The 24,354-nt window shown below is 44.3% G+C and carries 21 protein-coding genes; 8 read left to right on the plus strand and 13 right to left on the minus strand.

The genetic code is table 11. From position 1 onward, the window contains the following. Positions 1-19 precede the first annotated feature (19 nt). Together G3569_RS05445 and G3569_RS05450 are read right to left on the minus strand one after the other, a co-directional pair. On the minus strand, positions 20-856 hold the full coding sequence (locus G3569_RS05445; protein WP_165266862.1) for a class I SAM-dependent methyltransferase: 837 nt from the start codon (positions 854-856) through the stop codon (positions 20-22). 7 nt (positions 857-863) lie between these two features. Further along, positions 864-1,820 carry a glycosyltransferase family 2 protein gene (locus G3569_RS05450; protein WP_205720046.1) on the minus strand — a complete coding sequence of 319 codons (957 nt, stop codon included), beginning with the start codon at positions 1,818-1,820 and terminating at the stop codon, positions 864-866. Positions 1,821-1,909: 89 nt separating this feature from the next. Here G3569_RS05450 and G3569_RS05455 point away from each other — a divergent pair, with 89 nt between their 5' ends. The 3 genes from G3569_RS05455 to G3569_RS05465 all read left to right on the plus strand — a co-directional run bounded on the left by G3569_RS05455 (position 1,910) and on the right by G3569_RS05465 (position 6,725). Continuing rightward, positions 1,910-2,230 (plus strand): MerR family transcriptional regulator, encoded by a 321-nt coding sequence (locus tag G3569_RS05455; protein ID WP_165266864.1) that lies wholly within the window; start codon positions 1,910-1,912, stop codon positions 2,228-2,230. Between the two features lie 72 nt (positions 2,231-2,302). Beyond that, positions 2,303-3,184, plus strand: coding sequence for an MBL fold metallo-hydrolase (locus G3569_RS05460; protein ID WP_165266866.1), 882 nt, complete (start codon positions 2,303-2,305; stop codon positions 3,182-3,184). Between the two features lie 160 nt (positions 3,185-3,344). Further along, entirely contained in the window at positions 3,345-6,725 is a 3,381-nt protein-coding gene (locus G3569_RS05465; RefSeq protein WP_165266868.1) for a DUF4175 family protein, read from the plus strand. Between the two features lie 280 nt (positions 6,726-7,005). On the opposite strand, the gene G3569_RS05470 is transcribed toward G3569_RS05465, so the two are convergent. The 3 genes from G3569_RS05470 to G3569_RS05480 all read right to left on the minus strand — a co-directional run bounded on the left by G3569_RS05470 (position 7,006) and on the right by G3569_RS05480 (position 9,102). Next, a complete protein-coding gene (locus G3569_RS05470) occupies positions 7,006-7,761 on the minus strand; it encodes an HAD hydrolase family protein (RefSeq protein ID WP_165266870.1) in 756 nt (251 codons plus the stop codon). A 170-nt stretch (positions 7,762-7,931) separates the two neighbouring features. After that, positions 7,932-8,033 carry a four helix bundle protein gene (locus G3569_RS18895; RefSeq protein ID WP_165267031.1) on the minus strand — a complete coding sequence of 34 codons (102 nt, stop codon included), beginning with the start codon at positions 8,031-8,033 and terminating at the stop codon, positions 7,932-7,934. 49 nt (positions 8,034-8,082) lie between these two features. Beyond that, entirely contained in the window at positions 8,083-9,102 is a 1,020-nt protein-coding gene (locus G3569_RS05480) for a VWA domain-containing protein (protein ID WP_165266872.1), read from the minus strand. A gap of 140 nt (positions 9,103-9,242) precedes the next feature. Here G3569_RS05480 and G3569_RS05485 point away from each other — a divergent pair, with 140 nt between their 5' ends. Continuing rightward, positions 9,243-9,431, plus strand: a complete 189-nt coding sequence (locus tag G3569_RS05485; RefSeq protein WP_165266874.1) for a hypothetical protein — start codon at positions 9,243-9,245, stop codon at positions 9,429-9,431. A 683-nt stretch (positions 9,432-10,114) separates the two neighbouring features. On the opposite strand, the gene G3569_RS05490 is transcribed toward G3569_RS05485, so the two are convergent. From G3569_RS05490 to G3569_RS05515, 6 genes are all read right to left on the minus strand, one after another. After that, positions 10,115-11,434: a glycerate kinase type-2 family protein gene (locus G3569_RS05490; RefSeq protein WP_165266876.1), complete on the minus strand. Its 1,320-nt coding sequence runs from the start codon at positions 11,432-11,434 to the stop codon at positions 10,115-10,117. A 668-nt stretch (positions 11,435-12,102) separates the two neighbouring features. Beyond that, positions 12,103-12,642 (minus strand): adenylyl-sulfate kinase, encoded by a 540-nt coding sequence (cysC, locus tag G3569_RS05495; RefSeq protein ID WP_165266878.1) that lies wholly within the window; start codon positions 12,640-12,642, stop codon positions 12,103-12,105. Between the two features lie 18 nt (positions 12,643-12,660). Further along, entirely contained in the window at positions 12,661-13,023 is a 363-nt protein-coding gene (locus G3569_RS05500) for a four helix bundle protein (RefSeq protein WP_165266880.1), read from the minus strand. 12 nt (positions 13,024-13,035) lie between these two features. Further along, the gene (gene cysQ, locus G3569_RS05505) at positions 13,036-13,809 is read right to left on the minus strand and encodes a 3'(2'),5'-bisphosphate nucleotidase CysQ (protein ID WP_165266882.1); all 774 of its coding nucleotides are present in this window, start codon (positions 13,807-13,809) and stop codon (positions 13,036-13,038) included. Between the two features lie 228 nt (positions 13,810-14,037). After that, positions 14,038-15,807, minus strand: a complete 1,770-nt coding sequence (locus G3569_RS05510; RefSeq protein ID WP_165266884.1) for an SLC13 family permease — start codon at positions 15,805-15,807, stop codon at positions 14,038-14,040. 234 nt (positions 15,808-16,041) lie between these two features. Continuing rightward, complete coding sequence (locus G3569_RS05515; RefSeq protein WP_165266886.1) at positions 16,042-17,853, minus strand: SLC13 family permease; 1,812 nt, start codon at positions 17,851-17,853, stop codon at positions 16,042-16,044. A 268-nt stretch (positions 17,854-18,121) separates the two neighbouring features. Here G3569_RS05515 and G3569_RS18740 point away from each other — a divergent pair, with 268 nt between their 5' ends. Then, positions 18,122-18,253: a hypothetical protein gene (locus G3569_RS18740; RefSeq protein WP_276611304.1), complete on the plus strand. Its 132-nt coding sequence runs from the start codon at positions 18,122-18,124 to the stop codon at positions 18,251-18,253. Positions 18,254-18,455: 202 nt separating this feature from the next. Here the strand turns inward: G3569_RS18740 and G3569_RS05520 are convergent, their stop codons facing one another. Further along, positions 18,456-20,513 carry a helix-hairpin-helix domain-containing protein gene (locus tag G3569_RS05520; RefSeq protein ID WP_165266888.1) on the minus strand — a complete coding sequence of 686 codons (2,058 nt, stop codon included), beginning with the start codon at positions 20,511-20,513 and terminating at the stop codon, positions 18,456-18,458. Further along, positions 20,513-21,358 carry a PorV/PorQ family protein gene (locus G3569_RS05525; protein ID WP_165266890.1) on the minus strand — a complete coding sequence of 282 codons (846 nt, stop codon included), beginning with the start codon at positions 21,356-21,358 and terminating at the stop codon, positions 20,513-20,515. The genes G3569_RS05520 and G3569_RS05525 overlap by 1 nt, the downstream gene beginning before the upstream one ends. A gap of 43 nt (positions 21,359-21,401) precedes the next feature. Here G3569_RS05525 and porD point away from each other — a divergent pair, with 43 nt between their 5' ends. The 3 genes from porD (at position 21,402) to G3569_RS05540 (ending at position 24,330) form a co-directional block, all read left to right on the plus strand. After that, the gene (porD, locus tag G3569_RS05530; protein ID WP_165266892.1) at positions 21,402-22,319 is read left to right on the plus strand and encodes a type IX secretion system protein PorD; all 918 of its coding nucleotides are present in this window, start codon (positions 21,402-21,404) and stop codon (positions 22,317-22,319) included. A gap of 182 nt (positions 22,320-22,501) precedes the next feature. Then, complete coding sequence (locus G3569_RS05535; RefSeq protein ID WP_165266894.1) at positions 22,502-23,272, plus strand: electron transfer flavoprotein subunit beta/FixA family protein; 771 nt, start codon at positions 22,502-22,504, stop codon at positions 23,270-23,272. Between the two features lie 83 nt (positions 23,273-23,355). After that, on the plus strand, positions 23,356-24,330 hold the full coding sequence (locus tag G3569_RS05540; protein ID WP_165266896.1) for an electron transfer flavoprotein subunit alpha/FixB family protein: 975 nt from the start codon (positions 23,356-23,358) through the stop codon (positions 24,328-24,330). Positions 24,331-24,354: the final 24 nt, after the last annotated feature.

Below are 24,354 nucleotides of genomic sequence, written 5' to 3' on the forward strand. Positions count from 1 at the left end.
GGGCAGGTCATTTAAAGATCTACTTGGGAGTATCTCTTTTGCGAGCTAATGCATAAATGCCGGTTCCTTTGACGTTAGGCTCGTTGAGATCAAGCCACATAAGAGAGAGTCCAACAGGAAGGGTAAACAGGTAATAAACTGCCATAATAGGCAGTGCCCACAGTTTTATCCTGTTAAGCCAAAGCATTGGGTATTTGATGAGCATTTTCCATGCCATATGTCCCTTTTCACCGTAAGTGTAGGCAACATGCAGTGGTTCAAAACCCGCCGTTTTTAACTTCTCTTTAATATCCTCTTTTGAATACCCGGCACGAGCATGTTCATCCACAAAAGAATCGTCGCCATCAGCATCTTCTTCAGAGAAGATTGAGGGCGAGTGCATTAGAAAGTAGCCCTCCTCTTTCAAAGCATGCTGTATATTGGTCATTACTTTAACATCCTCTTCTATATGCTCGAGTACATCAATGCAGATTGCAAAGTTAAAGTCCCGATCATAATTGATATGCAACAGGTTTTCTTGCTGAAACTCAATACAACCTGCCGCTATATCCTCCTGAAAATAATGCTGCGAGTCTTCCAGATAATCGGCTTTTACATCAATCGCTTTTATCTTTACATGATCAAACTGTTGTAATATAAAACGATCATATTGCCCAAAGCCGGAGCCGGCATCAAGCAGCGTCCATCTTCCCTCGCGATCTAATGGTGTTCCGAACTTCCGCAATACGGCACGTACATACCAACTGCGAAGAAAAAACAGATCTAAAATCATATAAAAAAGTGTTCGTAAAAACCGGAACCGACGGATTATATCGGCAAACCGGTCTTTAACCGGATCGTAGGCAATGCGACTCATGTAATACTTAAATAATCTCTTTAATATTAGGTTTTTGTTGCTTTTCGTTGCGCTTCTGGATGAGTTCTCCCAAGAAACCGATAGAAAAAATCTGGGCCCCCAGTACCATAAGCATCACCCCCAGCAACAAAAGTGGACGATCGCCCAAGGGCTCTCCAAAAAATATTTTATCTATCGACAGGTATACATTGATAGCTCCCCCAAAGAATAAAAACAGAAAACCCAGGGTTCCAAAAAAGTGCATAGGACGCTGCAGGTATCGATTAACGAATAACAAGGTCAACAGATCCAGGAAACCGTGCATAAACCGCCCCATTCCAAATTTTGTGGTTCCATATTTTCGGGGATGGTGCTTCACTACTTTTTCACCAATATTATCATAGCCTTCCAGCTTGGCTAAAAATGGGATATAGCGGTGCAGTTCACCATAAAGGTAGATATGATCTACCACTTCGCGTCGGTATACTTTAAGCCCACAGTTAAAATCGTTAAGATTAATACCGGTAACCATAGAGGTAACGCGGTTAAAAAACCGTGACGGAACCGTTTTGGAGATCGGATCGTGCCGTTCCTTCTTCCAGCCACTGACAAGATCAAGCTGCTGCTCTTTAAGTTGCTGCAACATCTGGGGTATCTCAAAAGGATCATCCTGCAGGTCGGCATCCATTGTAGCGATATAGCGGCCCTTTGCTTTCTCAAAACCGGCTTGTAGCGCAGCACTTTTGCCATAATTGCGTTGCAAACGAATGCCAAATAAATTGGAATGGGTATCGGTAACTTGTTCAATTTCGTGCCACGACCGATCAGAAGAACCATCATCAATAAATATAATTTCAAAGGTATGTTGTTCGGCAAGGGCCTCCCTCACCTTCTCGGCCAGTTCCGCTATCGATTCCTCCTCATTATAGAGGGGAACCACAACGCTAAGTTCCACCTCTGATGTATTAGATTTTTGTTCAGGCAACGTTTTGTTACTTATTTTATGACAAAGAGTTAGAAATAATCAACCAGATCATGTATAATTAGCAATAAAGATACGCTTTTAGATCTCCTATGAAAAAACTTTATTACTCAATCGGTGAAGTTAGTGATATTACAGAAGTGGAAGCCCACGTTCTGCGCTACTGGGAAACCGTATTTAATGAACTCAATCCCAAAAAGAATAAAGCCGGCAACCGCATTTATAAAGAGGAAGATATTGAGACTGTTTTAAAGCTCAAAGAACTGATACAGGAGAAAAAATACAGTACCGAAGGCGCCCAGCAGGTACTTGAAAAAGGCGGGCTGGAAGATGAAGAAAAAATACCTGTGAGCGTTAAAAAAGATCTCAAAGAAATTCGTCTTTTCCTTAATAAACTCCTCGAGAAACTTTAGATACCTCTTTTCTTTTAGTGCGGCCTAACGATAAACAGCAAACAGTATTTAAAATCACTACAGACTTTAACAATGAATCTATCTGATGTTAAACTGGGACCGTTCCATTTATACAGTATTGAAACCGGTCGATTTCGTCTTGATGGCGGAGCTATGTTTGGGGTTGTTCCCAAAACATTATGGTCGCGATATATAGATGTTGATGACAATAACCGTATCAATATGGCGATGCGCTGCCTGCTCATAACTTCTGAAAATACCGACCGGGTTTACCTTATCGACAACGGTACAGGCACAAAATTTGATGATAAATTTGAATCTATCTACCAGATCGATCACGAACACAGCAACCTGTTAGGTTCTCTTGAACAGCACGGTTTTGAGCCGGAAGAGGTCACCGATATTATCTTTTCACACCTGCATTTCGATCATTGCGGTGGTACTACCTATTACGACGAACAGCACAATCTGAAGCATACGTTTCCCAATGCCCGGTACCATGTCACCAATAAGCACCTGCAAACGGCTACCGATCCTAATGCTCGGGAGAAAGCCAGTTTTCTGGACGATAATATAACTCCCATCAAAAACTGGGATAAGCTCAACCTGGTGGAAGAAAACCATACCTACGAAAAAGGCTTTGATGCCCTGCCGGTAAACGGGCATACCATCAGCCAACAGCTGCCGCGCATCACCGCGGATGGTAAAACAGTAGTCTTTATGGCCGACCTCATTCCCACGCACGTCCACCTGCCCCTTCCCTGGGTTATGGGATATGATATGTACCCCGTTAAAACATTAAACGAAAAAGAGCGTTACCTGAACATGGCTGTAGATGAAGGATGGTATCTGTTTCTGGAACACGATGCACAAGAAGAGCTTATCACAGCAAAAAAAGAAGAGGGTAAATATGCTGTTGATCAGCAACTCACCCTGGAAGACCTCGGGCACTAACAGATCCCCAGAAGAAATGACACGTTATTTTCAGCTGATGATGTTATAAGGTGCTAAATCTGTTATCTTTTATAATGGACACCGTACATATTCGTTTTAACAATCCGGTGCACGCCATATACGCCGGCGTTCATTAACTCATTGCTTCAATACCAGCACCATGAAATCGCCCTCGAAAGAGCCTACATACCAGATGATGCAACAGTACCTATCGGTACTAAAAAAACATTACCGCCAGCTGTTGCGCAAACAACGGCTCTCTGTGGCGCTCCTTTTCTTTGCTGTTCTTTTATTGGGATTTTTTATTGCCGGAATTACAGAACTGTTTTTTTATCTCCCGGCTCCAGTTAAAATAACGGTTGGACTGACCCTTCTTGTCCTCGCCTCAATAGCTGTTTACTTGCTTTACCACCGGCTGGAATCTCCCACTTTTAAACAGTTTTACCAGCGATTTTGCAGTACACACGCCTTGCCACAACTGAGTGATGCCCTGGATCTCTATCACGACTCTGAAAACAAAGATCGACCGCTGCAGCAGGCAGCAATAAAACAGAATACAGAGCAGCTCAATCCCGAAGAGGTAGAAGCGAAGATTAAGCATTTTTTGAAGCAGCACCCATCTTACAAATATTATCAATCGGGCATAGCGGGATTAGCCGGCACGCTCCTGCTGTTCATCACTCTCTCAACACTGCAACCCGGAGCTGTAAATAGGATGGCCCACGTTTGGATCAATTATACGCCCCCAAACCCCTATAGTTTTACCATAGAACCGGGAACCACCACTATTGAACAGGGAGAATCGATAATCCCAAGGATAATTTTTGAGGATGAAATTCCGGAAAACCTCAGCCTGGCTTTTAAAACGGATATCGAGAACGATTACCGAAAACGAGAAGCAACTCAGATCAACGAAAACCAAGCCTCTTTTGCACCTATTTCGCTGACGACCTCTGGTCGATACTATTTTAATATGGATGGGTTCAAAAGCCCCACACACCAAATTTCAGTACAACTACGGCCAAGACTTGAACAGCTTACGGTGCACATTATCCCTCCCTCTTATACCCGCCTCGATACCAGTTCGTACAGCTATCCTTTCTCACAAATTAAAGCGTACCAGGGATCTCGGCTGGCATTGAGCGCTACTACCAACAAGGCCATTTCAGAACTTGAAATCAGCCATAGTGCTCGTACTGATACAGTGCTGCACATTGACAATTCATCGGACTCACTTATCGTGCGCGACCAATGGGAAATCACACAGCCCGATACTGTATCCTTTAATATGGCTGACGAAGCGGGGCTTTCAAATAAAAACAAATTCCGATTTGTAGTTAATCCCCGCAGGGACCGCTCCCCCTTTGTTAACATTACAGCTCCTGAAAATAATATCCAGATGAAAACTGCTGAGGATATTCTCATTCAATATGAGGCTGGGGACGACTTTGGCTTAACTTCGGCCACGCTGAACTATGAGCTCCAACAAGCCTTTAAAAAAGAACCAGAACACGGTAGTATTTCGCTGGGACGGCCATCGATGAGTAAACAGGAACAGTACCGTTGGGCTATTCCTGAATTAAATCCTAAACCGCGGGATGTTATTACTTATTGGATAGAAGTTACCGACAATGACGGGTACAACGGGTATAAAACCGGTCGTTCGCAAAAAATGGTCATTAGCTTTCCTTCGATGACAGAGTATATGGATGAGCTGGAAACAGAAGAAGAAAAAGTGACTGAGTCTCTTGATGATATTTCAGAATCTTTTGAACAGATGGAACGGGAATACGATGAGTTCAAAGAAAAACTAAAAAAGAACCCGGAAACCAACTGGGAGCAAAAGAAACAGCTACAGCAAGTTGAGCAAGAACGGCAAAAAATTGATAAAAAGGTTGACGATCTCAATAAGAAGTTTGAACAGATTCGGGAAGAAATTGAAAAAAGTCATGCGATGTCGCCGGAAACCTTGAAAGCTTACGATGAGCTCCAAAAACTGATGAAGGAAATTAACAACCCGGAGCTACAAAAAGCATTAGAGGAGCTGCAAAAATCGTTGGGAGAGATGAGTCCCGATGAAATGCGGAAAGCATTGGAAAACTACGAGTTCAATGAAGAGATCTACAAGCAACGTATCAACAGGACCAAAGAACTGTTTAAGACGCTGAAGCTAAACAGCGACCTCGACAAGATGGCAAAATCACTGGAAGAGCTGGCCAAACAAGAGAAAGAAGTCAGTGAATCAGAGCAGTCGCCTGCAGAAGATCTGGAACAACAGAAAGCGATACAAGATGACTTTGAACAGCTCCGGGAGCAGCTCGAACAGCTTGATAAAAATGCTCCTGAAAAAACTAAAGACCGGGTGCAAAAGCTTAAAGAGACCTCTCAACAACGGATGGAGCAGACCAAACAGAAACTTCAGGAGAATATTGAAAAGCTCCAAAAACAGCAGCAAGCCCCAAAATCGGACCCCAAGACACGTCAGCAGCAACAAAATATTCAAAAGCAGATGCAACAGATGGCGCAGCAGATGCGATCTGCCAAACAACAGATGAGCCAACAGCGGAAAAAAGTTAATAGCCGGGCCTTGGAATATATTCTCTATTCCCTGATAAATTTATCTACGAACCAAGAAGAGTTGACCAGAGAAACAGAGAACCTACCCCCACGTTCACGGGCTTTTGTAACAAAAGCCCGTAAGGAAAAAAATATTTCTCAACAGTTTACTGTACTTTCTGATTCGTTATACAAACTCTCGTCGGAGATCCCCAGCTTTTCTAACCGGATCAATAAGAAGAAAGTGGAGATTGAAAACAAACTTAGTCGTGCAGTAAATACCCTGTCGGAGCGCGATAAATCGAATTCTATATACACGCAACGTCAATCCCTGGGAGGTATCAATGAACTCTCCTCCATGATTGCTTCCCTTTTGGAACAGCTCCAGAATCAGCAGAACGGTGGTTCAGGAGGCGGCATGAGCATGCAACAGATGATTGAGCAGATGCAAAAGATGTCGGGGCAACAGCAGAAGTTGAATCAACAGATTCAGAATATGATTAACGACATCCAGGGGAACCGCCTCAGTAAAGATCAGACGAAGCGCCTGAACCAACTTTCGAAGCAGCAAAACAGAATCCGAAAGCAGCTGAAGAAGATGCAACAAAGTGGCGAGTTGGAATCCGGAGACCGCGTTTTAAGTGAGCTCGAACGGATGTCGGACCAGATGGAAGATGCTATTAATGATCTGCGGGGAGGCCAACTGGATCAACAACTTATGCAACGGCAGCAAAATATTTTATCACGGATGCTGAGTGCGGAGAAGGCGGTGCAGGAACGCGGTAAGGAAGATCGTCGCGAGGCTACAACGGCCAAAGAGCAACAACAGTCGAGCTCGCCTGATATTACCCTTGAAGAACTGCAACAACGAATTCGCAAAATGCTCAATGACCCGAATCGCACGAAGTTTTCGGAAGACTATCAGCGTCTGATTGAACAATATTTTGAGCTTCTTGAGGAGCAGGAGAATGGTGTTATAAACTAAAAAAGTCCCTCTCTACAAATAAATCTTGTTCTAATAATTAAAACCTTACAGCTGACGGATAAATCCGTCGGCTGTGGCATCCTGTTCTTATTACCAAAATAATAACATAGATCCCATCACTAGTTACAGCAAAATATGTTGGCCGATTTGGCAAATCGTCCAACATGCTATCTCTTTTGGACTTCACTGCCACCTGCTAGGTCTGTCCTCAAAACGAGAAGTAGCAACTACTTTTTTTAGGGGTTTCATCAGGAAAATACCAAAGCATACCCCATTTAGTTTATACCTCAGCCAATATTTTTCTATTATGCTGGATAATACGTCTATAAGCCATCAACACCGCATCCGTAACAGAGGCATCCAATACTTCGGCTTTATCTTTGACGATATCTGCAGCATTTTGTGGAGCAAAACCATGGCCAACAACTCCTAGCCCCGGAATATCACCACTACTGTCCCCTATATAGGCCACCTCTTCGGGCTTTACATCTATAAGCTCACAGAGCCTTGTAATACCTGCTCCTTTATTGTTATTCTTTAAAATAATATTAATTGAAATCTCCGTCTTATGGACTTCAAACCGAGGGTAATGCTCTTCCACATATTCTTCAAAAAGGGGACACAGCTCATCAATAATTTCCGTATCCAGATGGATAATTCCGGCATCCATTTTTTTGGTAAACTCTATAACCATATCGGGATATTGAGGAATAATCTCCTGGTCGAGCCAATTTTTTAGATCTCTAATCTGTTTTTCAGCCTCTTCGTCAAAAGAGCTTAAAAATTCTACCCGGTTGTTTTCCAGCTCATATACCCCACCGCTCTCAAATACGCAGGGCAAGTCTACATGCAACCACTGGGCTACCGCCTCAACATACGGCATGGGGCGCCCCGAACATAATGTTAATGGAGGCACAGCCATATCTTGCCTGCTCTGTTCGTTAAGTCGCCGAACCTGAGCAAGCAGATCCCAATCCGGGGTCGTAAACGGCTCAGAAATACAGCCATCGATATCAGAAATAAAAAGTTTTATCATTATTTATAGTTTCAAAGTGACAAAGTCACATAGTTATAAGTTCAATTCTTATGTTTCAGACTTCTCATAAAACTGCTCAATATTCGCTCAATTTCTTGACTTAATTCGTACAATCTTTCTCTATTTTCTGCATCCCTATATTCCAAATTTTCAGAAATTTGAAGCTGAGTCTACAACTCAAACAACGATCCCATGAAGACCTTTAGAAACCTATTAAATTCATTATTCGAATTTTGGCCATAGCCTTCTGCAATATTTGATGGTATCGAAATTGCAGATCAACGAAGCTGAGAAACAAGTTTCTATTTCTCAATATTCAAATCACTCCACCACCCGATACTTGGGAAAGACCATCCCAATCAGTAAAAAGAGTAGCCCAATACCCGCCAACCACTGGTATTGATTTTTAAAATCGGCATACTCCTGGTTGGCAAATTCTCCTTGTTGCAGTTCATCCAGGCGGCCCAGAAAAGCATCAATACCAGACCCTCCACTTCGTATTTCATAGAATTCCCCGTTTCCATCTTCTGCAATAGATTGTAATACCTGTGGCTGTAGCTTCGATGTTACTACTTCGCCAGTCTCGTTGCGTTTATAGCCCAACAACGAACCGGAATCATTATAAAGAGGGATGGTAGTACCGGCATCAGTACCAATACCCAAGGTATATACCGACACATTCTGGTCTTGCAATTCCTGTAATGCCCCTTCGTACGATTCGCCGTGGTTTTCACCGTCAGAGATAATCATCAACACTTTGGCCGCCTTTGTTTTTTTATCCTCTTCAATAGAACCAAAGGCTTCGGAAGCCGTCTGCATAGCCGCACTGAAATTAGTAGAAGAAGAAGGCATCTGGTCGGTCTCCGCAATATTGAGAAACAGGCGGAGAGCAGAATAGTCTAGCGTCATTGGAGATTGCAAATACGCCTCACCCGTAAAAACAATGAGTCCAACTCTGTCGCCATCCAGGCGATCGATAAGGCGCGAAATTTCATACTTGGCCTTCTCCAGTCGGCTAGGTTTAACATCTTCGGCATTCATGCTCGCAGAGAGGTCCAAAGCAATAAGCAAGTCAACCCCCTGTCGCTTAACCTCGCGCACCTCAGTACCCAGCTTAGGGCCTGCAGCAGCTATCATCAAGAGAGCTATGCCGCCATAAATACTGGCATTTCGAATTCGTTTACCCAAAGGCCAAAAGCCAGATCGCAACTTTTCAAAAAGGTCAGCTCCAAAATACTTTTTCCTTTTTTCATCAAGCTGCTTGTTGTACCACCAGCTTGCCGCCAATAGTATGGGAATAATCAATAAAAACCATAAGTAGATGCCGTCCTGCCAAATCATAGATATCTGTGCTTAGAGATTTTTTATCAGACAGAGAATAATTAACTCGCAAAGATAAACCAAATTGCCCGAAAACTGAACTTTTTTACCTATAGAATAACACTGGTCTTGAAAATAGAAATGACACTCGTTATCACGCCATGCCCCGTTCTATGGAGGTTCGCCTTCGGGTAACAAAAAAGAAAAACATTGTTATTGCCAATCATCCTCCTGCCCCTCCTTCTGTTCCCATTGTCAGCTCTATCACAGCCATTGCCACAAGGGGGATCTTTTCTTGCTCTACCAACGTCTGTCATCGCGAGCGAAGCGTGGCGATCTCCCTGACATAGCTACTTGATACTTTTAAGGATATCCTTTAGATCCTACGCCATAAGGCTTCGGTGCACTTCGCGAACTAAGAAAGGGAGACTGCCGCGGCCTTCCGAAAAGCCACCGGAATCCCTCCCCGTAAAACGGGACACGGCGCAGTGACACTGCTTTTTTGGGTTTTTAAATCGGGGGATTCGGGGTTTAACGATTAACATCCCCCAAGCCCCCTTCAGATTACACCCAGTGCCTTTCATTTGGATAATACCCAAAGGGGGAAATTCTCTTGCTCATTTCACGGTTCCCAACCATCCGGCATAACGAATTCTGAGCGAAGAACAGAAGGCGACCAGGACCATTTAGTACCTGTGCTACGAAGCCATACCTACACCTAAGGGTTTCGGCAGATTACACCTTGGCATAGTAGTACCGGTGTATTCTCTTGGTGCCACCTCTCAACGCAACGGACCATTAGAATTATCCCATTCCGACAGCTGTCGGAACGTAACGATTTCAGAATTCTCAGCCGGCGACTTTCACCCCGTTTTGGGGTCGATTAAAAAACGGGAGAATACACAAAAAAATGCACCACAAAACGGTAAGAAATGCGTTCCAACGCAGAGCATTGGAACGAGATAGCAGGCAACTAAAAACCGTCAGCGGTTAGCCGGTGGTCCTCCATCATTTGACTTACTTTGTAAGTTTGTCACTTACTCTCTCCTTCTACAAGTACCAGTACAATATCCATCAAATTATTGCCCGATGGTCCTGTTTTCAATAGCGTACCCATCTGCTGGTGAAAATGATACGAATCATTATCCCCAAGATACTCCTCCGGCACTAGTCCATACTCTCGCGCACCAGGTACCGTATTTCCATCCACAATAGCCCCCGCCGCATCCGTAGGCCCATCAATACCATCCGTCCCCGCCGAAAGCCAACAGATCTCTTGCCGGCCCTCAATTTCCATAGCCCCACGTAACGCCAACTCCTGGTTCCGTCCGCCCTTCCCATCCCCTTGCACCGTCACCGTACTTTCCCCATAAAACACAAACAGCTTGCTGCCTGCTCCCCCATACCGCCTGACCTCAGCTGCTACCTGTTTTGCGACCTCCTCTACATCGGCATTAAAAGCCTCATCAGCGATATGCGTTTGTATACCTTCCTCCCCCGCTATTGCCCCGATCTTGTGAGCAAGACGAGAAGCCGAGCTTATAACATAAGAACTATGCCTTCTTAGAGATGCTCTATTTTGTTTCAACGTTTCCGGTACCTCCCCGGCAATCCCCTTCAAAATATGATCTTGCACCGGCGGGGGTAAATCTCCCCACAACCCATACCCTCGTACCACCTCATTAGCCTCCTCAAAAGTAGTGGAATCCGGCACGGTCGGTCCACTTCCAATATTCATTAATTCATCCCCCGGCACATCCGAAACAACGAGATTAATCAAGCGCACCGAATCATCCAGCCTCTTCAAAAGCTGCCCTCCTTTTATTCGCGAACAATGTTTCCGCACCGTATTAATCTCCCCAATAGTAGCCCCCGACCTATTTAACAGTTCAAAAGTAGTGGTGAGATCATCTATGGAGATCCCCTCTGCCGGCAGACACATCAGCGACGAAGTTCCCCCCGAAATAAGCGTTATCAGTATGGCATTTTCGGGCAGCCCTTTCACAAATTCAACAGCTTGCCTCCCCGCTTGCCAACTCTTGCTGTTTGGGGTAGGATGCGAAGCTTCCAGTACAATATCAGCGCTACATTCAGGTATAGTGCCATGGGCCAGGTAGATTACGAAACCTCTATTAATATATTCACCCAACACCTTATTTGCTGCCTTATACATCGGTACGGCCGCCTTCCCTACCGCAAACAGATAGATAGGGCGATTACGAATAGCATAACGCTCATCTGCTATTTTCAGCTCTCCATCCCTTAAAACCATGGCCTCTTCTACCGCACGGCCGGGAAAACAGAACTCCAGGCCTTGCAAAAATAACTCTTTTAGATATACTTTGGGATCCATTTTGAACTATTCCAATCAGCATTATGAGATGTTTCAAATTATAGAAGATTCCCAAGAAGATTGCTAATTCTAGCCCAATAAAGAAACCTCTCTCACATACCCCATTCGTAATAACAATTCTAACAGGCCCTGCTCCCAATTCTTTCCTCAGACCCTTCTGCAAGGAATTATCATTTCCCCTTTAGATACTACAAGAGCCAAAATATGAAATTCCTCAACTTCCTATTGTTGTACTCGGGGTGATATTGCTTTTAATAGGCTAAAAAATTAGGGAGGGACAAAATAGGATCTATTGCAGAGCTCAACTACGCTAAGACATTCGAAGGATATAAAAGTGGCTATCCTCCGCCTCTACCTTAAAACTTCGAGGCGCATAGCTGCACCTCCTTCGGTTTCCATTATTAGCCCTATCATCGTTAGAGGCGAAAAGAGGACTTTTTCTTGGTCGTTAGATGCTACGCGATCCGATACGTCAATCGCTCCTGTCCGCCTTCCCCAAGGAGGAGCACATGGAAAAACTTCTGTACAGGAGTTTAGGATGAAAGGTGATTTATCCGATTACTATTCTTAATAGTCGATTAGAAGTGAGAGATAATTGACCATCAGTTCAAAATTCAACACTCAGCCTTCTACATTGATCTTGGTTTCCAATCACCTAATCCCATCAATCAATTCACTTGCGACTCCAAATAATCAAACACCATCTGTACGCCCTCTTCTACAGAAATATTGGTAGTATCGATCTCAAGTTCCGGATTCTCAGGCTCTTCATAGGGATCACTGATGCCGGTAAAGTTATCGATCTCTCCTTTTCGAGCCTGCTCATAAAGCCCTTTGACGTCACGCTCTTCACAAACTTCTAATGGAGTTGAAATATGAACTACGGTAAAGTCTTCACACATATCACGGACAAAGTCGCGGGCATCCTGGTAGGGCGAAATAAAAGAGGCAACCACAAAAACGCCGTGTTTCTGTAGCAAGCTGGCAATAAAACCAACACGCTTCACATGGGCATCCCGCTCCTCTTTTGAAAAACCTGTTTTCGGAAATACCTCTCGCACCGCATCGCCATCCAGATGTTCCACTTCATATCCCTGCTCTTTTAGCCGGGCATATACCTCTTCTGATATCGTACTCTTTCCTGATCCCGATAGCCCCGTAAACCAAAGAACGGTGGGTTTCAGGTTCTTTTCTTGCTCTGCATTCATAGTTAAAAGTGTAAAGTTTTAAGTGTTAAGTTTCTTATCTATACTCTTAATTAAGCCTTGCATCATTGAAGAAAGTTCTTTCAATTCTTTGATCATCCGTAAACACAATTCCTTTTCAAGTATTTTTGTTTCCATTCCAATATAAAGCTGTGTTCTAAGCTCTGCTGCTGATCCTTTAGCAACGTTTAAAAAGTATCTAAATTCCTTATCAGATTGACGTTCTGCCCCTTCTGCAATATTTGAAGGTATTGAAATAGCTGATCTTAAAACCTGATTTTTAAATGCATAGTCGCTACAGTCAGTCAAGTAATTTGTAAGCTCAACAGACAACCTTGTCGACCTTTTCCAAACTTCTAAATCTTCAAATGATTGATAAGCCATAAAACTTAACACTTAAAACTTTACACTTTGGTCCTTAAGACCAACTATAAAAGAACCATTCTTCAAATTCTCCTTATTGTATGTTAGCGGTGAGGTATGTACGCCTTCTTTAGTTGAATAGCGATATACCGCATCTCCTGCCGCAACATCCCACTCCATTGTAGGCCCCATTCGCGGGTAGATATCCGCTTCCCCTTCGGCTACCATGCAAAATTTGAGGGAACTCCCGGCGGGAATAGTTTCTACCACATTTAAGCCTTTCTCTTTCAGCTGTTCAACAAGCTTTCCGGATCCGTGAGATCGGCTTTGCATTGCTATTAATTCATCACTTGCTTTACTGGCTTTAGAAATGATACGTTCCTGGGCTTTGGATCCCACTTGCTTAAAGGCGCCCTTCCCCTTTTCAGCATAGTATAAAGTTTCTTTATCGGGGACATACACCACGCCCAGTACCGGTACACCATCATCTATGAGGGCGATATTTACAGTAAATTCCCCATTCTTCTTAATAAACTCCTTGGTCCCGTCCAGGGGATCTACAATCCAGAAAGTATTCCACCCTTTTCGCTCTTCATAGGCAGGCACCCCGGACTCTTCCGATATAATGGGCGTATCGGGATCTAACTCTTTTAGAGCATCAACAATAATATGATGCGAAGCCAGGTCGGCCTTCGTAAGGGGCGAATCATCATCCTTTCGGCTGATTTCAACATCCTGGGAATCGTTATAAATCTCCAGCGTTGCTTCGCCGGCCTCTTGTGCAATTCCAATAATCTCTTTCAACATATTACTTCTATAATTTTTTATTTATGATATTCGTGACCTTTGTAAGATTACTTCTATAAAACAAAATCCTGAGCCGAATTCAGGATGACACCTGCACTATCCAAAGTTAACTGTTTTCTAAAAATTGTAACCCTTTCTAGCTACACCGTGGCGGGAGTGCAACTCCCTCGGAGCTAAAAGATGCATTTCGGTTCTTCGCTCCCCCGTCCTCGGTCGGCCGTCCTGCTATTACAACGGCCAGATTTGAGGCACCAAAGATATTGTAATTATGGCTACCATCAAATTTAATGGGAGACCAATCTTGGTGAAATCAGTGAACTTGTATCCGCCGGGACCATAAACCATCAGGTTGGTTTGATAGCCAATAGGCGTTGAGAAGCTGGCCGAAGCCGCCATGATAATCGTCATCACAAAGGGCATATAATCTACCCCATAGGATGCTGCCATAGAAATGGCAATGGGAAAAATTAATACTGCAGCTGCATTATTGGTAACCATCTCTGTTAATATCCATGTGGCCAGGTATACTCCTGCCAATGCTAAATAGGGACTTCCTTTTGCTAAGTGCAGGAATTCTTCTGCCAATACGGTCGCGGCACCGGTCACCTGAAGAGCGTTCCCCAACCCCAGCGAAGCTGCTATAACAAGTAACACCGACCAGTCGATATAATCTTTGGCAGTAGCCGTTCTGCAACAGCGGGTGGCGATCATCAGTCCCGCTGCCAAAAAAGAAGCCTGGAACATAGACAGTAAGCCGAAACCAACACTGGCAACCATTCCGCCTAAGATAGTCCATGCATATCCCGATCGTTCATAATCCGGTGGGCTGGAATCACTGATCCCGCTTATCAAATAATAATCGCTGGAGTTTTTATACTGATCCAAAAAGGTCGGGTGCGCTTCCAATAGCAGCGTATCACCGGTGTTTAACCGGATATCTCCCACCTTTTCTTTTATTCGCTCACCACTCCGTGAAACCGCGAGTACTACGGCATCATACTTATTGCGAAATCCACCTTTTTTAATCGTATTACCATTAACAGGATGGCTGGGCGAAACCACTGCTTCAATTAAAAGACGTTCGCGCCGCGATGAATTGAGCTTAAAGATCTGATCAGTGGCTGGTGTTAGTCCTTTAATCTGCTGCAGGTCGACAATAGAATCGACTACACCGGTAAAAATCAGACGATCTTCGGCTCGTAATTCTTGCTCGGGATCAACGGCAGCTATAATATGCTCCTCCCGATATATTTCTGCCAAAAACAGTTCCGGCAAATGGCGAAGCCCAGCTTCTTCGATCGTTTTACCGGGTAAAGGGCTATCCCCTTGAACAATCATTTCAATAGTATATTCGCGGGGATCCTTGAAGGTATCATATCCTGATCCGCGGGCAGGCAGTAGTTCATCCCCAAAAAGGGCCAGGTATAAAAAGCCGACGATAGCACAAGGAATGCCAATCAGGGCAGGTTCAAAAATACCAATCGTCTGTGTCGACACTTCTTCAATGAGTAAGCCATTAACAATAAGGTTAGTACTGGTGCCAATAAGGGTGCACGTGCCGCCAAGAATAGCCGCATAGCTTAAGGGAATAAGAAGTTTGGAAACCGCAACCTGGTTTTTACGGGCCCAGTCTTCCAAGGCGGGAATAAATGAGGCCACCACGGGAGTGTTATTCAGAAAAGCGCTGACCACCATAACCGGTGCCATTATTCGTATCTGGGTCCGGCGAATACTGTTAAACCTGCCCACAATAGTTTCTACCACATATTGAATGGCTCCGGTTTCTTTGAGTCCGGCCGCTACCACATACAGTGCTGCTACGGTAAGCATCCCCTGATTTGAGAAACCTACAAGGGCCTCCGACGCAGGTACAACCTGGCTTACAATAAGTGCTGTCAAACCGCCAATAAAGACCACATCAGCCGCTATGCGCGTACCAATGAGTAATACAATACAAGCTAAAATAACGGCTATTACCGTCCATCCGGCAAGGGTCATTATATAGTATTTTAGAGTCTCTGTTCTCTTGAGGCCAAAGAAAAAGAATTATAGACTGCTTTCAAATTGAGAATGATTAATAAGGAGAAGAGCTATAAAGGCATGTACTGCAGAGCGGCATTAACCCCATCCCAGCCCAGAGCATTGGAACGAGATAAAAAACGATCATCGGTCACCACTCACCAACCATTCAAAATCCAACATTCAACATTTGAAACCCAACATTGCCCCTTCCTATAACGGCCAAATTATAGGAACAAGAATAATTACTACCGCCCAAAGTACTAACTGCAGAGGAAATCCCACCTTAAAGAAATCAGTAAACTTGTAGTTACCCGGTCCATATACCATCAGGTTGGTCTGGTAGCCGATAGGAGTAAGCAGCGACATTGAAGCAGCAAGGGTGATTCCAATAAAGAGCGGACGTGCATCGAGCCCCTGGGTTTCGGCTATTGAGAGAGCAATGGGGAACATCAAGGCAACAGCACCATTATTAGTGATGAGTTCCGTCAGTATTACCGTAACGATGACAATCCCTGCAAGAACCGTTCGCGGCCCGTAAGCACTTGTAAGATCCAACAACCCCTGCCCAATAATTACAGCGGTACCACTCACTTCCATCGCCTTTCCCAGCCCCAGTGCAGAACCTATCACTATAAGTACAGTCCAATCAATAGATTTACGGGCTTCACCGGCCTCAATAACATTGAAGGCCATGAGTACTGCAGCTCCCAGCACCCCTGCCAGGGCGATATGCATAAATCCCATTACTACAGACCCGACAATACCAATCAGTACAGCAATAGAAATATATAAGTCTTTTCCACCGGGCCGTTCCTCTTTAATCTCGGAAATATCCCCCGGTGCTTCTCCCCCGGCTTCACTGGTAAGAAAAAAATCTTCAGTATCTTCATATGCGCCCCGGAATCCCCTTCCCGTATCCAAGAGTAACATATCACCGGGATGCAGTACAAACTCTCCCAAAGGTTGATCAATACGTTCTCCTTTTCTGCGCACACCCGTAACAGCAGCCCCAAATCGTTCTAATAGCTTTGCTTCACCTACTGAAGTTCCAACCAGTCGTGACCCCTCTTTAACAACGACTTGGTGTAGTTCACGATCTTTTTCGTTACGTCTTATCGTTCTGGGTGGTTGAAATGCCAGCCTTAACCCGGGATAACCGGTAATATTAGGCTTCTTAGCTGCAATACCGCCCTCAGCAGCATAAAAAAGGTGATCTCCTGAACGTAACTTTTCATCTTCAGGAACGGGAGCAATCTCTTGGTCTTTGCGATTTATACGCGAAAGATAAAAGCCAGGAAAAGCGGTAAGCCCGGCTTCTGAAACTTCTTTACCAATTACATCAGCACCATCGGTAATTTCGAGTTCTACCAACAGCTTTCGTTTTAATTCTTCCTGGATACGAATATCCCGGCGTGCAGGGGTCAGCTTAGGCGAAATAAAAACCAAATAAATGAGCCCGGATATCGCACAAGGCACTCCTACCCAAGCCAACTCAAAAAAGGAGAATCCCTCAAAACCATGATCCTGTAACAGTCCGTGCGTAATTAAGTTTGTGCTGGTTCCTATCAGTGTACACATCCCTCCTAAAATAGCAGCATATGATAGAGGCATTAACAATTTTGAAGCCGGGATATGTTTTTCTTTGGCCCAACTCCTTATCGCTGGGATCCCCATTGCCACAATGGGTGTATTATTAAGAAAGGCCGAATATGCTGATACACTGGGACAAAGTCGCAACAAAATGCGTTGTACACTTCTGGTTTCACTACCCAAAATAAATTCACTGGCCCGATCTAAGGCTCCACTTTTTCGAAGAGCTGCTCCTACCACATATAAACTGCCCAATGCAAACAAGGTGGTATTCCCAAACCCCAAGAAAGCCTCCTCCAAGCTTATGACTCCACTTGCAGTTACTAAACCCAAAGCCGTTAACAGCACGGCATCAGGACTCCAGAGGTCCACTGCCAATGCAATAAAGGCTAACGTTAATATTCCTAGTATTACAATCTGTTCAAATCCCATAAAAAGGAAAAGGGTACAATTTAATAGTATAAATGATTGGGTATGCTAAGCTTAGCAGCAGTTTGAAAGTCCTTCCAATATGCCGTCTCACTGATTGTCTATTATCGACAATAATAACTACCCTCAAATAAAAGAATTATCCGATGCTTTCAAACTTCTGTAAAAGCATTTTTTGAACGGTAAATAAGCTTCTCTACAGAACCTTATAATTCCAAGAGCAATGTTGTTAGCCTGTCCAGGTCGCGATGACATTACTTTTAAGGGACCTTTGCAAAACCAGGCAGTCATCCTGAATGTAATGAAGAATCTCCCTTCCAACGGCAGCAGATTGATACTGGAGATTCTTCGACAAGCTCAGAATGACGAAATCAAAGGTTTTGCAAAGCCCTCTTTTAAATAAATGGGAGAGAAAAATCCCCTCTTGAGTGTTCTGTTCCAAGGGGTGGGCTTCCGGCGATTGCCCGGAAGGTCGGGGTTGTTTGGAACAGGTGACTTACGTATCCCCTCCCCGACGCAGAGCATTGGAACGAGATAGCAGGAGACTGAAAAGCCGCAGTGGTCAACCGTCAGTTAACTTTACAGCCATTGCAAAGGAAAAAAAGTTAGAACTTTAGCCTGGCTTGAATTCCCACTTCACTGCGCGTATCCCCTTCAACCTGATTTAACCCACTGCCAATAACCTGTTTATCTTCATAAACAGTAATTCCAAACTTAGCCCAGAGTTCCAGGAAATCGAACGGTTCATAATTTAACAACGCATACATTCGCTGTCCCTTATCAAAAAGAGCCTGGCTAGCAAAAACGTAGAGCAGATCGTTTTCAAACTGGTATACCCTGGTGTCAAAACTTTCGGTATCAAACATTGACAGCCTCGCATCTAGCTGAAGGTTATCGCGAAGCTGAAATCGAATATCCTGGTAAATCAAATACCCAAGCTCCAGTTCTTCCCCCGCTTGCTTACTTTGCACCAGCTCTCCCCTGCTGCGCAATCGCACTTTGGGATTCACCTGGTATTCCAAATGCGCCCTGTAGGTACTTCGTCGTGATGAGCCAAGCCGCTGCTGTTTACGTCCAAAACGATCGGTTACTTCATATTCGTCATCTTCAATCTCACTGCGAAATTGCAAATAGAAATTAAGATTTGATGAAACCTCTACTTCCGCTTTTCCCAACCAATCGTATCCCTGAGTCGGCTGATTTGTACCAAAGCGTGCACTGGGGAACCGAAACTGATCGAAATACCCAAAAAGCGTTACTTTATCTCCAATCGTATGTTGTATGCCAAGATAAACTCCCTGTTCATTTTTGGGTTGCCCCGAAACCTCTCCAAATCCATTACCCAAAATAGACTGAAAATTTTTCTGATAATGTCGGTACGCTAAGGTCATTTCGGTATCTTCTCCTATGCCACTTTCTACACCTGTAATAAAACCCAACCCGCCATTTTCAGTTCGTGCCGCCTCCCCGAAAACAACAGCCGGTCCTAACAACAACGTATAATCGACTCCAAAAGCGGAATTTTCACGTCCCTCAAAATCATATTGTGCATATGCCCTGTCACTTGCTGCAATCACATGATCAAAAGTAGTTTTATAGCCCGTAGCCCCGACTATCCCAAAAGGAAACTCCATCTGGATGTGTCCACCATAGAGTTTATGTCCTAAATTATCCTCTTGTCGAAATTCATTGGCTGTTCTTTTATAGCCGTCCGTTCCGGGAAACCGGGTTGTGTCATCACTTATGACGCTGGCACTACGCCGTCGGTTTGAATAAAAACCCGTAAGCTGCAACTTACCCCCGTAGGTAACAGCCCCGCCCCGGTAAAAGTTTGTTTCCTGGGCCGAGGTATAGGGCTTAATTCCCCGACCATTTCTACTTACTGCTCCGATAACATCACTGCCTTTTCCAAAGGCTGCTCCGCTCCAAAGTACCAATCCCTGGCCAAAAGCAAGACTATAATCTCCGCCTACCAACATTTGTAGCTTCCCATTATCTTCCAGTGCTACATGCCAGCTACGGTGATCAAACTTGGTGGGACCCACCAGCTGCTCTCCAGGATCTTTTTCCTGCGTTAGATTTAAAGAAATATGGTCACTTTGGTAACCAAATCGTTGATAATACTTGATACGATTCCCCACATATCCCCCATCATCCGGGTGTTTATTATACCCTTCTGCCTTTTGAATATCCTGTTGATACCGAGAAAATGCCTGGAACCGCCCATCGGTCGTCCAATACCGGTAATCTGTAAATAGTGCCTTACTTAATTCTATGCCCCTGCCCGGTGTTACATAGGGTCGCATTTTTTCCAACGTAACACGCCCAATTCCAGAAACTTCATCCAGCTCATTTACCGTCTCGAACGGTTTAACAGAAGTGCGATAATCAATAATTGCCCGAGCCGTTTTCAGATTTAAACCCGGCACCTGTAATAAGGCATTAATACCAGCAGAATTAATATTCACCGGATTGGCCGCTAACTCTTGTAAAAGCTGTGTTAATTGTTCTGCATCTGCCCCCGAACTCTGGGGATCGAATACTTCCAGGGCCTCTTCCAGGTCATCCTGCACCTCCGATTGGGTAGAGTCTTGCTGTTGACCCTGTACTACCAAGGGTCCCAGAAACAGGAGTACGACTATAAAATAGAACCTTTGTTGCATCACCAGGAAATTTTAAAATCCAGGGCCGGACTATATCCCAATACCTGATTCTCGTGGCGCTGTACAGCAATATTAGCACTCCAGGAAGACATTACATATCCAATACCGGCAGTAAACGTCTGTGGAGAAGTGGTAACCCCGACCCGTCCCTTTAATCCACCAATAATAGCCATTTCTACCCCCGCACGATACGATATTGGGAACTGAACATCTTTATAAACATCAGCTGAAAAGAGCGCAATATCTGAAAGGTAATAAGACAACCCGATACTGAGATCACGAGGCAACTTTTCATTATTGCGAGAACCATAGGCAGGCTGATTAACATTGGTTGCTTTAGCCCCCAGCCATAAATCAGAAGTAATTGGTGCTGCCACCCCAACATCAACTCCCAGGGCCCCGGCAGAACCATTATTAATATCCTGAGCAACATGGCTGTAATTGAGGATGACACCGTAGTGGAACCCCATCAATTCGTTTTTATATCCCAGCCGAAGCCTATTTTCGTTAAAAAGATCAAACCCATAACGGTGGGCCCCGGCCCCAATCACTCCAAATTCAGTAGGATAAGTAACCGAAACAGCCATATCTGTGACCTCAGAAAATCCAAAATAGCGCACCCCGAAAAAGGCGGCATTGGGGTTCTCTTGCGACATCATCGCGGGATTGGCAAACATCGACCAGCTCGTTTCTTGTAATGCTGTTGTTGCTTGCCCCATAGCCAGTTCCCGGGCACCTATTACCGCTTGTGCTTTTAAATGCTTACCATAAGCATGGATAAACAGGTAGCATATAAAAACGATCAGTATATTCTTCGTGTTGAGTTTCTTCAGCTTTTGTATCATTGCTTACGTACAGTTGCCATATTTTTAAAACAAGATAGCTAAAATGAGTATTTCTCGTGTACTTTTCCTATTAAAAAAATATTATCTCTTTCTGGCCTTCGTGATACTGCCCTGTTTCGTACAAGCCCAGGAAGTTGAGGCCGAGGTATCCATAGATCGTAGCCAATTGAGCAGTACTTCGCTGAACTACCTGAATGATCTGCCGAATAAGATTGAGGTTTACATCAACGAATACAACTGGATCGACGCCGAGTTTCGAGAGCATGAGCGAATCAAGATGAATATTCAAATTACCCTGCTCAGCGTTGATAGTGACTTTAACTTTGAGGCTCAAATTGTTGTACAATCGCGTCGCCCCATTTATAATACAACTCAAGAAACCGTCCTGTTTATCTTTAATGACAGCAACTGGGGATTTACATACACGCCCAACAGCACCTTTATCCATGATGAGCTCCAATTTAACCGGCTTACCGGCCTCATCGACTTTTATATCTATACCGTTTTGGGATATGATTTTGATTCGTTCGAACCAATGAGCGGAACCCCTTACTTCAACCGGGCACAAAATATCATCTCGTTAGCCCAAAGTACTTCTGCAAGCGGATGGGCGCGAAGCAGTAATAACCGGCGTAATCGCGTACAACTTATCAACAACTTGCTAAGTGCTAATTATGAAGGATTTCGTACCGCAGTATACCAGTACCATCGCAAAGGACTTGACACCTTTGTCAACAATCCCCCAAAAGCCCGACAATATGTATTAGATTCCTTAGAAAAGATTCGACAGGCCCAACGAAAAACATCATCCAACCTCGTATTCGATACCTTCTTCAATGCCAAGTACCGCGAGATAGTCGCTATCTTTGAAGATGCCGACCCACAAGTTCGTCTCGAAGCCTATAACTTACTTTCAGATATTGATCAGGGACACCTTAGCGAATATCAAAAACTGCAATAAATACCCACAAATAGATAAAAGACTTTCTACTCTCTTTTTGATAACTTGCAACACTTTTTCATAACTATCTAGAATTAAAATAAACAGCAAACTCACAACTGAACATTTAAGCTCAGGTTTTGTATATTCTTCGCCTGATGATCTGAAACTTTTCCCATAATAACTGAAAATATTTTCATCGCATGAAATTTTACGTCTGTATAAAACAAGTTCCCGATGTTGATGCCCCCATCCAGATTAAGGATGGCAAACTTATCCAAGACACCGACCGCATGGTGCTCAATGCCTATGATGCTTCGGCTGTTGAAGAAGCACTGGTACTCAAAGAAGAGCACGGCGGCGAAGTGGAAGTAGTGCTCGTCGGGCCCGACAAGGCCAAAGAAACGATCCGAAAAGCACTGGCCATGGGAGCCGATAAAGCGACCCATATTGCTACCAGTGGTGACGAAGATTACGATTCTGCCACATACGCAAATATTTTAGCTACTTTCTTTTCTGATAAGGAGTACGATGTAATTTCATGTGGTAAACAGTCTCAGGATACTGATGCCGGGCTGGCAGGAAGTATGCTGGGCGAACACCTGGACCTGCCGTATGCAACGAATGCTGTAGGGCTTGAAGCCGAAGAAGGTACATTGGTAGTGAAACGTCAGGGCGATGCCGGACAAGAGATCATCGGCCTCCCTACTCCCTGCCTGGTAACATGCTCTAACGATATGAACGAGCCACGCATCCCCAGCCTTAAGGGCATTATGCAATCCAAACGTAAGCCGGTAGAAGATGTGGCACTCAGCGACTTGGATATTGATGAATCCAGCCTGCAGCCCAAAACCAAGGTAACCGGTCATATGGAGAAGCCGGAGCGCGAACCCGGTCAAAAGTTTGAAGGCGAACCAGAAGAGCTTGCTCAGAAGGTTGCCACCCTACTTGATGAAGAAGAAAACGTTATTTAATGAACAGCATATAATGAGCCCGATCTGCTTGTAGCTCATCCGTTGTTCCCCAAGAATTTAGAACGAAAAAACAATTTCCTACAATGAGTACTCTTTTAACCCATATTGCCATCAGCGACGGAAAAATTAAACGTTCTTCGCTGGAAGTATTATCCCACATGCGTCAACTTGCGGAAGCAAACCGTCATACTGCAGAAGCAGTTATTATCGATGCCGAAGCTTCTAACTATGTTGATGAAGTAAAGAAATACGGCCCTTCTACCATCTATACGGTTGAAGATCCGATTTTTGAAAATCATATGAATACTCCGCTCCTTAAAGCGTTAACCAAAGTGATGGACGAAGCGGAACCCTATATCTTCGGCTTCGGATCTACCGAAAGCACCAAAGATATTCTGGGTGCCCTAGCAGCAAATCAAGATGCGGCAGTACTCTCAGACGTTTCGGAATTTGAGCTTACCGATGAGGGGATTGAAGCAAAACGTCCCGTTATGGCGGCAAAGATTTTGTCTGACAATGTTGCTGAAGGAGATCGTATTTTAGTATCCGTACGTTCAGGTTCTTATGATCTGGATGAAGGGGATGCTGATGCCGATGTTGTAGATATCGATTTCAGTATAGACGACAGTGAAATCCAGGCCACACTCCGTGAAATTATCGGTGCTTCCGGCGATAAGATTGATCTCGCTGAAGCAGAAACAATTGTTGCTGCCGGTCGTGGTGCTAAAGATGAAGAAGGACAAGATCTGATTAATGAATTGGCTTCTGTGCTTAATGCCGGTATTGGCGCTTCTCGAGCTCTTACTGAGGCAGGTATTATGGACCCAAGCCTGCAGATTGGACAGACCGGGAAGGTTGTTTCCCCACAGCTATACATCGCTGTCGGTATTTCGGGGGCAATCCAACATGTTGCGGGTATGACCAACAGTAAAGTTATTGTTGCTATCAATAAGGACCCCGACGCTCCAATCTTCGATATTGCCGACTACGGTATCGTCGGCGACCTTTATAAGGTACTGCCACCCTTTATTGAAGAACTGAAAAAGATTAAGGGCTAACGAAATACACGAACTGCGCAATAC

Source organism: Fodinibius halophilus, assembly GCF_011059105.1.
Taxonomy (GTDB): Bacteria; Bacteroidota; Rhodothermia; order Balneolales; family Balneolaceae; genus Fodinibius; species Fodinibius halophilus.